Below are 12,846 nucleotides of genomic sequence, written 5' to 3' on the forward strand. Positions count from 1 at the left end.
AGCAGAAGACGGCATACAGTATGGCTGCCTGTCTCGGGGACTCAGATGCCCAGTATGAGTGGACAGTGCGCCATTTGGGAAAGTCATTAGGCAGGGCTCGCCACTGGCAGCCGCTCTTGAGCAAATACAGCACCGCACAAAAAACCTCGTACAGATCTATTCGTCGAGGGCTGGTCTTCCTGCGCGCGCTCTCCAGCAAAGGCTTGATAAGCTCGAATTGTTCACGACTGATGTCGCCCAGGTAACTTTTTCTCATCTCCCGAGTCTCTCATACTCCCAGAGATTTTGAACAGGTTCTTATCAATCTGCAAGGATTCAAAAAAAGCTGGGCAGCAAAATCAATAAGCGTCAGCAGATGTTAATTATCCCTCGATAAAAAACCTGTTTTACTTCTCTACTTTAACTTGTGTGGATGTAACAAAAATCAGTTCATTAAAAGTCCGGTTCAGGGTTTTGCTGGTGAAGTTGTGCATTTTCATATTCTCTACGAAGCGAATATGTTCCCCTTTCTCAACTTTGGTTGTCGGCGCTGCAATCCAGAATTTCTTGTCACCGTTTGCCAGCTCCATATAGGTATATCCCGCTGTATCGATAGATGAGACAACAATGCCCTCATCAGCAGGAAACGTTTCACCTCTGGCAGGTGCTTCTGCGTAAGCAGTAGAGATATTAAGGCTGATAAGTGAAGCCGACAAAATTACAGCAAATAGCGTTTTGAACATGTTTTTTCCTTTCCAAAGTTGAAAAATACGATTCTGGCCTATCAATCAGAACCGGAAGTTATATTGTGCATAGAACAAATCAGGTGAAACACCGGGACGCTGATTTTTAACAAATGTACCGGTAAAAAATTTTGAATAGCCCAACAAAATATCATGGTGACGACTGACATGGAAATTAACCACAAAATCTATTTCATCTCCGACATGGCTGCCTGATTGACCATTAATATCCCGTATAAATCCCATCCCTGCTGCGTTGTACAGATAGTCACGCTTGTTTGCCAGATAAAAACGGTGATACTGCCCGGTGAGTGATACCCATGGCTGCGGATTCATCGAAAACTGGGCATTGAAGTCATGGATATTCTGCCGCCCCACTTGATCCATATACCCGAAATAATAATGGCCAAACGGGAAAAGCTGGTTAAACGTATTGCTATGTCCATCACCTGGGTTTTTATCTCCCGAGGCAAAGTCATAGCGTAGCCAGAATTGAGGATTCATCGGCAAAGGCAAATGATAACCTACCCCGGAAGCAATAGAAAAAGCGGAAATATCAAGATGGGAACGTCTCCCGAACTGATACATACCCTCCAGTTCGTAGAGGATGCGTTCATAATCACCCGCCCAGCGCGCGCCAATGGTATGCAGCACCGAATCACCTTGCAACACATTACCCTGGGTAATATTGGCAGGAGAAACAGCTCTGTTATCAATCAAATTCAAGTAATACAGATCAAGCACCTGGCCTGGAATTGCTTTATAAGTTCCCCACAAACCAACAAAGTTACGATCCTTATCCCAGTTATCGAACTGATTGGGCTCGGTCACCATTGGTCGCACCCAGAATGCATCCAAGTTGAATGTCGGATTTTGCCAGAATGTTTTTATCCCCTGGAATGTGCGACGGGTATTTGCCCAGTCTAGTGTTGATATCAACCGCTGCGATCCGTATAGCAGTTCCTGGCGCCCTACTCGCAGATAGACCGGATCATCCATGAATTGCCCCAGTTTGACATCTGCAAACAGATTGAGCATATCAGTATGATTCTTGTCGATAGCAAGCGGCGGCAAATCCAGCCCCAGTGCGCGCGCATCCAGCATCTCGGCAAACAACCGGAAGCGATCCTGATACCAAAGATCAGCATGAAGCCGTGTTCGTAACAAATGATAATTATTGTTGGCTTTTGCTGGATTCAGGCGGCTGTCAGTTTCATGCATGTAGCGATACCAGAAGCTGCCACCGAAAGACAGTAGCCAGTCATCACCCAGATGAATACGTTTAACTGGATCAAAAAAATCCTTTTCATGATCTGGTTGTTCAAGATAGCGGAAATCAAAATCAAATGCCGGAGTTGTTGTCAGCGCTGCAGGTGGGTGAGGGTCAAACTGTGGTTTATCCTGTCTGTTGCCATCAAACCAGTCCAGTAATGAAAAATAGCCGGGGCCTGCTGGAGGCTTGCCAAAAATTCCAGAGCGAGGTGGTGGTGTTACCGGAGGGGCTTTAGACCAATCAATCTGATGATTTTCAGTAACGGAACGCTCGCTGGCAAACACCGGGCTGCTCCCGTTTATACAAATGAGGCAGGTGATGGTTACCTGCAGACCAGCTCTGATTGTATCTGATAGTTTATCTATAAATGATTCAGTCAATTTCTTAATCAAACTGTTCTGGCTAAGGCTGAGGTCAGTAGCATCAGTTATATACATTCTGGAATAATTACTATGAGAAGGAGTGATTAAAAGTTTCAGGTTGATTATTCTTCGTATCGAGCTCTGAAACATCCGAAAAACTAATTTCCTGACAAATTTTACACATATTCATTTTGACACCGGGATAAAAAATTTCTCTTAGCCATATTTTTCTCAAACACACCCTCACACAACTATTAATGTGCCACATCGCTGAAGAAAAGGTAATCAGGCACTTGCACCGACTGCTACACTTGGTTTCCCAGAACGCCGGGGTTATCTCGAATTAGGTAGAATCTGCTTAAAACTGTCAATTATTTAATAAGGTTAATTTTATGACCAATACCAACCTTAATCGTCGCCGGTTCTTGCAATATGCCGCATCTGGAACACTTGCCGCAGCTATACCCGGGTTTGCGTTTACAGAAAGCAATAAACTCAATAAAACACCCAATAGCGCATTCAAGGCCGACGTTGAAATTGCCCTGACAGCACAAATGACCGAGGTCTCAATCCTGCCGGGAGCAAATACCCGTGTTCTTAAATATACCGGAAAATTACTGAAAGGACCTTCTGGTACGCTTAAAGAACTGCCCAGCTATCTGGGGCCTGTGCTCAATTTTGAACAAGGCCAGAAAGTCCGAATATTTTTTTACAATCAGATACCAGAGCCCTGCGTAACGCATTGGCACGGCATGCATGTACCGCAAATTATGGATGGACATCCGATGTATGCAATCAACCAGGGTGAGCAATATGTATATGAGTTTGAAGTGAAAAACCCGGCTGGTACTAACTGGTATCATTCTCATACACATGAAGTAACTGCTAGACAAGTGTATCAGGGTCTCGCCGGACTCATTACTATCACAGACGAGATTGAACGCAAACTGGATCTGCCAAGTGATGAATACGATATTCCGCTTATCATCCAGGATCGAACTTTTACATCCGGGAATCAATTGTATTACGCACTGAACATGCATCAGCGTATGCAGGGGTTTCTTGGCGATACCATCTTGGCAAATGGCCGGCGCAACCATGTTATTCCCGTAAAAACACGTGCCTACCGTCTTCGTATCCTGAATGGATCAAACTCCAGAATCTACAAACTGGGCTGGAGTGACGGCTCTCCGCTTACCATCATCGGTACAGATGGCGGATTACTGGAAAAACCGCAAACCTTCCCCTATATCATGCTCGCCCCAGCAGAACGGGTAGAACTATGGGTTGATTTTAGCGGTCGCAAGCCTGGCTCTGAGCTGGCTCTGCAGACTTTATCCTACCAGGGATTTTCCATGCGCATGGGAGGTGGAATGGGCATGGGAAGTAATACGATGGACCAGGGAAACAAAGGTACCATCGTCAAATTTGCAATCACCAAACAAGTAAGTGATTCACCCAGATTGCCTGATACCCTGGTTCCCATACACCGTTTCACTGCGAAGGATACTTCTAATCCGGATATCGTGGTGCCAATTGCCATTGGCATGCGTCGTATGACCTTCAATCTCAATGGCCGAACCTTTGACATGCTGGATTATACGAACCAAGAGAAAATACCAGTAAATACCGTGCAAAGAATCCGGATATCCAATATCAATCCGGGTATCGGAGGGGATGGGGGCATGGGTGGCGGGATGCGCGGTGGTCGGGGAGGAGGAATGATGGGGATGATAATGGCGCAGCCGCACCCGATCCATCTTCATGGCCAGCAATTCCAGATTCTGTCACGCAAACCTGGCCATGCTGGCAGTGCTTACGCTGCAATTAAGGATGGATTTATCAACAGTGGCTGGAAAGATACAGTGCTGGTGATGCCAGGAGAGGAAGTTGAAATCATCAAGCCATTTACGGACTATACCGGGCTATTTCTTTATCACTGTCATAACCTGGAACATGAAGATATGGGTATGATGCGCAATTTCTTTGTCAGCTGAATCCGGGTTGGTGTTGAGTACAGGCATACAATTTACCTGTGCCGTGCTATACGAATACCATCCAACTACCGGCAGTCTTCAGATTCAGGAAAATCAGCGGGCAGAGCCAGTATCTGGCAAACGCGCCCTGATCCAGTCACGCCACTGAATGAACAAATCATGATCAAGCGCACCGATAACTGAACGACGCCAGGGATAGCTTGCCCAGTAATCATCCTCCTCCAGCGTACACCGATGGCCACCCGCCTCCTCCAGTATCAGGCAGCCAGCGGCATAATCCCAAGGTTTCTGGCCACCATGTAAATACAGATCAAAATACCCCGCTGCGGTATAACACCATTCCAGCGTGCAAGTGCCATAGTTTCTTTGTGAGGAATAAGGAGGTTTGGCAACAATTTCTACTGCCAGCTTGCGATTCAGCCGCTTGAAATCGACATTGGCAATCGCTTTGTTTAACGGAATTTTACGTCTGGAAAGAGGTAAGGCTTTGCCATTAAGAAAAGCACCCTTCCCCTGCTCAGCATAAAACATTTCATCTGTCGCCGGATTGTAGACAACGCCCAGCACACTTCTGCCCCCTCGCATCAGCGCCACAGAAACAGCAAAATAAGGCAAGCCATTCATGAAATTGGAAGTTCCATCAATTGGATCAATACTCCATATCCCCTCCTGGCCGGCTTCCCACTGCTCCAGTTGTTGCGATTCCGGCATTTCCTCGCCAATCATCGCCACAGGAGAAATTTCGTATAATCTCTCCAGTAAACTTCCTTGCGCAGCCAGATCCGCCTCGGTACAAAAACTGCCATCTGCTTTATAGATACGTTCAACTTGCAGATAACGCGGAATAATCTCCTTGTGTGCAACCTCCCTTACTGCCGTGATGACACGATCCAGCATGCTCAATCTGCTCGCCACTTGATTGAACAACCAATACTGGAAATCTGTTCTTCAGGCCCACTTCCGGTTTTCGCCACCTGAACCATTGCCTCGAACAAATCACGGCGTGCATCAGCAGGTGCTGCTTCCTTGCGGGAGGCATCCAGCCGACCACGATACTGCAGCTCCAGTTTATTGTTGAAGCCAAAAAAATCAGGCGTACAGACTGCTCCGTATGCTTTAGCAGTTTCCTGGGTTTCATCCATTACATAGGGGAACGGATAGGCATATTCCCGGGCAATTTTACCCATGCTCTCAAATGAATCCTCCGGATAATCTGCCGGATCGTTAGACATGATGGCAATTGTACCGATGCCATGCCCAGCAAGCTCTTTGACGTCTCGAATGATCCGGTCACGAACAGCTTTTACATAAGGGCAATGGTTGCATATAAACATGACCAATAACCCATTCTCACCCAGCACAGATGCCAGGTTGTAACGCTTACCGTCCACCCCGGGAAGATCAAAATCTATCGCCTTCCAGCCAAAATCACAAACCGGTGTTTCAAGACTTGCCATCTAGCCACTCCTTTTTCATTAATCAATTTCATTCTTACCTATACTATCATAAAAATATTTTGTTACTTTTTCTCTCAAGATATCAATTCTTTTTTATATGACAGCACGCTTTTTTCATACTCTCCCTATTCATCCCGATGCCAAACAGGTTACGCTAAACAGCGATACCAGTCATCACGCAGTTCAGGTACTCCGATTAAAACAGGGAGATCCGGTGATCCTGTTCGATGGTACAGGAGGTGAATTTTCCGGTTGCCTTGTCCAAGTCAGAAAATCTGCTTGTGTCGTTAAAATCGAACAGCACCTGCCAGTTGAGCGTGAATCCCCCTTAATGCTTACGTTGGCACAAGCTGTCTGTACCAATGAAAAAATGGACTGGATCATTCAGAAAGCTGTTGAACAAGGCGTCATTTGTATACAACCTTTGATTACTAGCCGTACACTCATCCGACTCACAGGGGAACGTGCCGATAAACGCTGGCATCACTGGCAAAAAATCATTATTTCTGCCTGTGAACAATGTGGACGGAACAGAATTCCCCAGCTGTTGCCACTTATGTCCCTATCTCATTGGTTAGAACAGAAACTGGTGCAAAAACAGGAAAATAGTAATCTATCCGGGCACGATATAATACTCTCCCCTGTCGCTCGTCTACGTTTGGCCAAGTTGTCTCCTCCAGAATCCGGGGAGTGCATTACATTACTGACAGGCCCGGAGGGAGGATTTACTGAAGAAGAAACCGACGCCATGCTTCACGCCGGATTTATACCTATCTGCCTGGGCACTCGTATTCTGCGCACCGAAACCGCTGCATTGGCAGCCATTGCCGCCGCCCAGGTGCTTTGGGGTGATTATTAATAGTGCTTCTACCTTGATCAGCCATGCAATCGGACATCGAATTTGTTACCTGGTTTCGCTCCGTTACCCCGCATATCCACACCAGTCGTGGGAAAATCTTCGTTATCGCTTTTGGTGGTGAAGTCGTTGCAAATGGAAAATTTGTCGAGCTGGTGCAGGATTTTAACCTGCTTGCCAGTCTCGGTATCCAGCTCGTATTGGTGCATGGCGCGCGACCGCAAATTGAATCCAGATTACAGGCTGATCAGCAGGAAATAAGTTACGTACAAGGTATGCGTGTTACCGATGTCACTACACTGCAATATGTGAAAGAAGCGGTCGGTAAAGTCCGGGTTGAAATCGAGGCTCTGCTGTCGATGGGGCTGCCTAATTCGCCTATGGCCAATGCCGCCATACGGGTAGCCAGCGGAAATTTCGTAACTGCTCGCCCGATCGGTGTTTTGGAAGGGGTGGACCTGCAATACACTGGAGAAGTACGCCGTATCAATGCCGCAGCCATCCTCGATCAACTTAAACAAGGGGTTGTCGTGCTGCTCTCACCTCTGGGCTATTCACCAACGGGAGAAATTTTTAATCTGACAGTAGAAAATACTGCCGCTGAAGTCGCCATTGCCCTGAGAGCCGACAAGCTGATTTTTCTGGTAGATACGCCCGGCATCCAGCAACAAACAGAATCAGGTAATACGTTATTGCAGGAACTTACTGTCAGGCAGGGTAAAGCGCTACTTGCGGCAATGGATACTGCAGCAGATCAACCAAATGAAGATATCCGCCTCTATCTGCCATGGGCATTGCATGCCTGCGAACAGGGAGTGGAACGTGTTCATCTTATCAGTCGTCATGCTGATGGCGCTCTGTTACTTGAGTTGTTCACGCACGGTGGCATTGGCAGCATGATCACACGTGACCCACTACAAATTATCCGTCAGGCTGATATCAAGGACATTGGTGCCATACTGCAGTTAATCGAACCACTGGAAAATACGGGTATTCTGGTGAGGCGTGGCCGGGAATTACTGGAAATGGAAATTGAACGTTTTACAGTGATTGAACATGACAACGTGATCATTGCCTGTGCAGCACTCTACCCTTTCCCGGATGACAAAGCATGCGAACTGGCCTGCGTCGCAGTACATCCTGCATATCGCAAAGCAGGAATGGGTCGGATACTGATTGATCACCTGGAAGAACAAGCCAGAAAACAAGGCTACCGCCATATATTTGTCCTCACTACCCGTACCGCTCACTGGTTTGTAGAGCGTGGTTTCTCGGAAACCACCCCTGACCAGCTTCCACAGTCAAAGCAGCATCTCTACAACTATCAGCGCCGCTCAAAGGTTTTCGTCAAATCAATCTGAAACCTGATCGCCTACTCTGCCTATTGTTCTTTATCGCTGAGGAACACAAATCTGGAATCATGCAAAATCAGCTTTGAGGATTATCTTCTTGAGGCTCATCTTCATCCGGTATTCGGTAGGAATCTGTAGCCCACAATCCTAAATCAAGTAATTTACATCGCTCAGAACAGAACGGACGATACTTGCTTGATTTTTCCCAGACAACGACTTCACCACATTGGGGACAGTTTACGGTTGGAGATTTACCTGGTCGCCTTTCCATTTAATCACACCACTACTCATAAACTGCAGAAAGTCAATTCAAAAGGAACATCTTCTTCACACACTTCTGTCTTGTGATCCGAGTGCCAGGGAATAAATCGTATATTGAGCGCATATTTATTGGCACTGATCTCCGGGATGCAGGAAATTTCATCACTGATATGCAGGCACAAAAGATGTGCCTGATGCTCTGAACCAGCCTGCTGGAATACTCCTTTAGCAGCAATGTAACAAAATTTTGTTCCGCTGTTTCTCAATATATTCAGTATGATATTGATCCCGCTACGGATAGCAGTAAGAGGTGTAATCCAGTTCTGGAGATCTGCCCTGCGGGCATCTGGAGCCATATTCAGCCAGTAATGATAGGCTGGCAAATCAAACTCGCACGCCCCTCCTGGAATGCTCATACGCTGCTTGACACTCATCAGCCATTCATCATCCCGCAAATGTCCGCCGATCCTGCCTTGTATATCAAGCAATCCACGGAAAGCAGCTCGAATATCCTGCAATATATGAATGAGTGCTTTTTCTGATACGCCCGGGTTATCTTGCAAACCTTCCAGCATGGTTCGTTGTTTATCCAATTCCTGCAGCAGATCCGACTTAAGATCAGATCTGCTGGTAACATCAAGAATTTCAAACAATGCAACCAGAGCAGCATGATGTTCGAAAGAGGTATCCCTAGCCGAAAAAAAATCAATTTTGTCGAACAAATCCTCCAGTCTCAGTAACATGCGGATTCGTTCGTTCAGGGGTAATTCGTAACAGATCACAGTAAGTAAGATGACGTGGGAATGTTAAAGCATAGCAGAAAACTGCAGTTACATGCATCTTACCAGAATCGTTCAGAAGCTGTGTTTGTCAACAAGCGCAAGATATTTCTGATGTAGCATTCGTACCTGTTGCCGCAGGTGCTGATTGTCGGAGTCGTTGATAATCACATCATCAGCCAGAGCAAGGCGTTCATCACGTGAGCACTGTGCGGCCATCACTGCACGCACTTCCTGTTCCTTCAGTTTGCTGCGCTGCATGGTACGGGAAATTTGCAGGGATTCTGGACAATCAACTACCAGCACACGATTAATCAGCTCGGGATAATCTTCAGTCTCCAGTAACAAGGGCACAACCAGAATGCCGTAACTGGATTGAATCAACGGGAGACGTCGCCTGCTTTCCTGATAAATCAGCGGGTGAAGTATGGCTTCGAGCTTATGCCGCGCCACTTCATCAAAGAATACGAGCTCGCGCATGGTCACTCGATTCAGTGAACCATCTTCCAGTATAAAATGATCACCAAACGCGATACGAATTGCCTGAATCGCACTACCACCTGGTCGGATCAGTTCATGCGCCAGGTGATCAGTATCAATAATTCCAATGCCCAGCTCCTGGAACAGATCAGCTACACTGGTCTTGCCACTGCCAATTCCACCCGTTAGCCCGATAATGAATCCCATGCGTCAAAACATGGTCAGGTATGCCTGATTGATCTGATTACCCCAGAACAAGGCAATCAATCCCCCTCCTGCCAGATAAGGACCAAAGGGAAGTGTCGTACCTTTTGAACGATTAGCGGCCAGGATCAGGATAGTGCCAATAACAGCCCCCGCCACAGAAGAAAACAAAATTACCAGTGGCAACAATTGCCAGCCCAACCAGGCACCGATTGCAGCCAGCAACTTGAAATCACCATACCCCATACCTTCCTTACCGGTAATCAATTTGAACAACCAGTACACGCTCCAGAGTGTCAGGTAGCCTGCAACCACACCGATAACAGCTGAATGGATATCCACAAAACCATTATGCAGATTCACGATCAAGCCCGCCCATAACAGCGGCTGTGTAATACTATCTGGTAAAAGCTGGGTATTCAGATCAATAAATGTCAAAACAATCATTGCCCAAACAAAAATCAGCGCAGCAAGCAAAATCCCACTAAAACCAAAATGCCACGCAGCAAAACCACTTAGAATGGCTGTCAGAGCCTCAACCAGGGGATAATCAAATGAAATACGAGCCTGGCAACTTGAACAGTGTCCACGCAAAAGAAGGTAGCTGATAATCGGAATATTTTCGAGAGCGGAAATTTTATGACCACACTGTGAACAACCGGAACCTGGTATAGCCAGGTTATACGTCGGCAACACTTTTACCTGTTCTCCGCGCAACTCAGCACATTGTTGCATCCATTCACGTTTTAACATCACGGGCAACCTGTAAATTACTACATTCAGGAAACTTCCCAGAACCAGGCCAATAAGCGAGACAAATGAAATAAAAAAAGCTGGTGAAGCTTGCAGGGTATTAAAAATATTCATGCACTACCTGTCCTGATTCGGTTGCGAAAATAACACTATCCAGTTATCCGACCACCTGCCCCATTTTAAAGATAGGCAGATACATGGCAACCACCATGCCGCCAATGAGCGTCCCTAGCACCACCATGATGAGCGGTTCCATCAGACTGGAAAGCGCCTCCACTGCATCATCCACTTCTGCCTCAAAGAAATCTGCAATTTTGCTGAGCATCGCATCAAGCGAGCCTGATTCCTCGCCGATGGAAACCATCTGCAGCACCATTGGAGGAAAAACACTGGTTGCCATCATCGCATCCACCAGACTGCTGCCGATACTGACTTCGTTCTGGATATCTTTTGTTGCCTCGTAATACACCTGGTTTCCAGCTGCACCAGCAACAGAATTAAGTGCCTCAACCAAAGGAACGCCAGCAGCAAACATAGTTGAAAGTGTCCGTGACCAACGAGCGATCGTAGCTTTACGGATCACTTCCCCAAAAATTGGTAACCGCAGAGCTAATCGATCCATGACATGCTGCATCGCGGCAGAACGCTTCCAGGCATAAAAAAATACATAAAGCCCCCCACCGATGCCTCCAAAAATCGCCCACCAGTACGCTACAAAAAAGTCAGAAATAGTCATGACCATCAAGGTTGGGGCGGGCAGATCAGCACCAAATCCCTGGAACAACTCCTTGAAAGCCGGGATTACGAATATCATGATTACTGCGGTAATGATGAAAGCAACCACAATGATTGAAACAGGATAAAACAATGCCGATTTTATTTTCCCTTTGATCGCCTGAATCTTTTCCTTATAGGTAGCCAATCTGTCAAGCAGGTTATCCAGAATACCGGCAGCTTCCCCCGCTGCCACCAGGTTACAAAACAGGGAGTCAAAATAAAGTGGATGTTTTTTGAATGCATTGGCCAGACTGCTACCTGTTTCCACTTCTGATTTGATATCCATCAGCAGTTTCCCGACTGTACGATTACTGTGTCCCTTGCCTACAATATCAAAGGCTTGCAGCAAAGGCACTCCCGATTTCATCATCGTCGCAAGCTGGCGTGTAAACAGCGTAATATCCTTATCGGTAATTTTTCCACCCGCCCTGGCCTTGGTAATTTTTGTTACTCTGATACCCTGTTTACGCAGTGTAGAGGTCACCACAACAGTACCAGCCGCACGCATTTCGCCTTTAATCGCCCTTCCGGTTTTATCTTTTCCTTCCCATAGAAAATTGAATTCTTTGACTTTCTTTTCTGATGTCGCAATCGTTACCATGCCAATTTCCTTTTATCTTGCTGATCTGGATCATAGTTACTACGGCAGAAAATTCAGGATTATTTAACTGGTGTTTTTTCTATCTCTGCCAGGAAAGCTCCCACAGTCGGGTAGCGTAACCGGACTTGCAATTCGCGTTTGATACGATCATTGGTTAAACGCCTTGATTCCAGCATGAAAGATAATAGGCTTGGAGAGAGTGTCTCTTTGGCTTCCTGACGGGTAATTTTTCTTGTGCCGGGCAAATTAAAATGATTCGCTACCAGATCAAAATATTCTCCCATTTTCAAACAGGAATCATCACTCGCATGATAGATTCTGCCCGATTTACCAAAACGCAGGGCAGCCACAATAATGCGTGCCAGATCATCAGCATGAATATGATTCGTATAACTATCCTCGGCTGGCAACAAAGCGGGGGTACCCTGGCGCAAACGCTCCAGCGGAAGTCGATTGTGCGCATAAATTCCTGGTACGCGCAAAATAGATACTCGCACCCCATTACGTATCCCCCAGTTTCTGATTTGTTGTTCAGCATCTAGCCGCCGATAGGCACGATCATTTCTCGGATTTGCCGGGTAACTTTCATTAACCCGGTTGCCACTGCAATCCCCATAAACCCCGCTGGTACTGATATAGATCAGCTGTTGTGGTAGTATTCTTTTTTTTGTGTTTGATTGCCGCCGGGAAAGTGCAGACAACAAGTGTAATGTACGCGTATCACGCTTGCCCTGACCTGGAGGCGGGGCAAGATGCAAGACTGAATGAGCAGCAACTCCCGCCATTCTTTCAAGACTTGCAGGCTGATCCAGATCACCCGCTATTGGCGTGATACCCAATATGCGTAAATGATCGAAATTTTCAACTCTGCGACATAAACCAAACAGTTGATAGCACTGTCCGAGTAGGTTGGCCACTCTTGAAGCGATATCACCGCATCCCACAATTAGCAACTTATTTTTCATAACCAAT

Annotated in this window: 14 protein-coding genes; 3 read left to right on the plus strand and 11 right to left on the minus strand. The window is 46.5% G+C overall.

All coding sequences use genetic code 11. The features are described 5' to 3' along the window. The 3 genes from ABF86_RS10100 to ABF86_RS10110 form a co-directional block, all read right to left on the minus strand. Window positions 1-256: transposase (locus tag ABF86_RS10100; RefSeq protein WP_160803576.1), on the minus strand; the 256-nt coding region annotated here is incomplete at its 3' end. Between the two features lie 130 nt (window positions 257-386). Further along, on the minus strand, window positions 387-722 hold the full coding sequence (locus ABF86_RS10105) for a hypothetical protein (protein WP_011634133.1): 336 nt from the start codon (window positions 720-722) through the stop codon (window positions 387-389). 45 nt (window positions 723-767) lie between these two features. After that, on the minus strand, window positions 768-2,279 hold the full coding sequence (locus ABF86_RS10110) for an alginate export family protein (protein WP_345889568.1): 1,512 nt from the start codon (window positions 2,277-2,279) through the stop codon (window positions 768-770). Window positions 2,280-2,749: 470 nt separating this feature from the next. Here ABF86_RS10110 and ABF86_RS10115 point away from each other — a divergent pair, with 470 nt between their 5' ends. Beyond that, window positions 2,750-4,354: a multicopper oxidase domain-containing protein gene (locus ABF86_RS10115; RefSeq protein WP_074456491.1), complete on the plus strand. Its 1,605-nt coding sequence runs from the start codon at window positions 2,750-2,752 to the stop codon at window positions 4,352-4,354. A 93-nt stretch (window positions 4,355-4,447) separates the two neighbouring features. On the opposite strand, the gene ABF86_RS10120 is transcribed toward ABF86_RS10115, so the two are convergent. Further along, window positions 4,448-5,251 (minus strand): inositol monophosphatase family protein, encoded by an 804-nt coding sequence (locus ABF86_RS10120; protein ID WP_011634130.1) that lies wholly within the window; start codon window positions 5,249-5,251, stop codon window positions 4,448-4,450. Between the two features lie 2 nt (window positions 5,252-5,253). Next, window positions 5,254-5,811 (minus strand): thioredoxin family protein, encoded by a 558-nt coding sequence (locus tag ABF86_RS10125; RefSeq protein WP_011634129.1) that lies wholly within the window; start codon window positions 5,809-5,811, stop codon window positions 5,254-5,256. Window positions 5,812-5,908: 97 nt separating this feature from the next. Between ABF86_RS10125 and ABF86_RS10130 the strand changes: the two genes are divergently transcribed. After that, on the plus strand, window positions 5,909-6,670 hold the full coding sequence (locus ABF86_RS10130; protein ID WP_074456490.1) for a 16S rRNA (uracil(1498)-N(3))-methyltransferase: 762 nt from the start codon (window positions 5,909-5,911) through the stop codon (window positions 6,668-6,670). A gap of 23 nt (window positions 6,671-6,693) precedes the next feature. Further along, complete coding sequence (argA, locus tag ABF86_RS10135; protein WP_160803578.1) at window positions 6,694-8,028, plus strand: amino-acid N-acetyltransferase; 1,335 nt, start codon at window positions 6,694-6,696, stop codon at window positions 8,026-8,028. Window positions 8,029-8,095: 67 nt separating this feature from the next. Here the strand turns inward: argA and ABF86_RS10140 are convergent, their stop codons facing one another. The 6 genes from ABF86_RS10140 to ABF86_RS10165 all read right to left on the minus strand — a co-directional run bounded on the left by ABF86_RS10140 (window position 8,096) and on the right by ABF86_RS10165 (window position 12,839). Further along, the gene (locus ABF86_RS10140) at window positions 8,096-8,290 is read right to left on the minus strand and encodes a DNA gyrase inhibitor YacG (protein WP_011634126.1); all 195 of its coding nucleotides are present in this window, start codon (window positions 8,288-8,290) and stop codon (window positions 8,096-8,098) included. A 16-nt stretch (window positions 8,291-8,306) separates the two neighbouring features. After that, entirely contained in the window at window positions 8,307-9,062 is a 756-nt protein-coding gene (gene zapD / locus ABF86_RS10145) for a cell division protein ZapD (RefSeq protein WP_160803579.1), read from the minus strand. A 72-nt stretch (window positions 9,063-9,134) separates the two neighbouring features. Beyond that, on the minus strand, window positions 9,135-9,746 hold the full coding sequence (coaE, locus tag ABF86_RS10150; protein WP_160803580.1) for a dephospho-CoA kinase: 612 nt from the start codon (window positions 9,744-9,746) through the stop codon (window positions 9,135-9,137). Between the two features lie 3 nt (window positions 9,747-9,749). Next, a complete protein-coding gene (locus ABF86_RS10155; RefSeq protein ID WP_160803581.1) occupies window positions 9,750-10,610 on the minus strand; it encodes an A24 family peptidase in 861 nt (286 codons plus the stop codon). A gap of 43 nt (window positions 10,611-10,653) precedes the next feature. Continuing rightward, entirely contained in the window at window positions 10,654-11,874 is a 1,221-nt protein-coding gene (locus ABF86_RS10160; RefSeq protein WP_160803582.1) for a type II secretion system F family protein, read from the minus strand. A 59-nt stretch (window positions 11,875-11,933) separates the two neighbouring features. Then, complete coding sequence (locus ABF86_RS10165) at window positions 11,934-12,839, minus strand: SDR family oxidoreductase (RefSeq protein ID WP_074456340.1); 906 nt, start codon at window positions 12,837-12,839, stop codon at window positions 11,934-11,936. Window positions 12,840-12,846 lie beyond the last annotated feature (7 nt).

This window comes from Nitrosomonas sp. GH22 (genome assembly GCF_009833115.1).
Lineage (GTDB): Bacteria > Pseudomonadota > Gammaproteobacteria > Burkholderiales > Nitrosomonadaceae > Nitrosomonas > Nitrosomonas eutropha.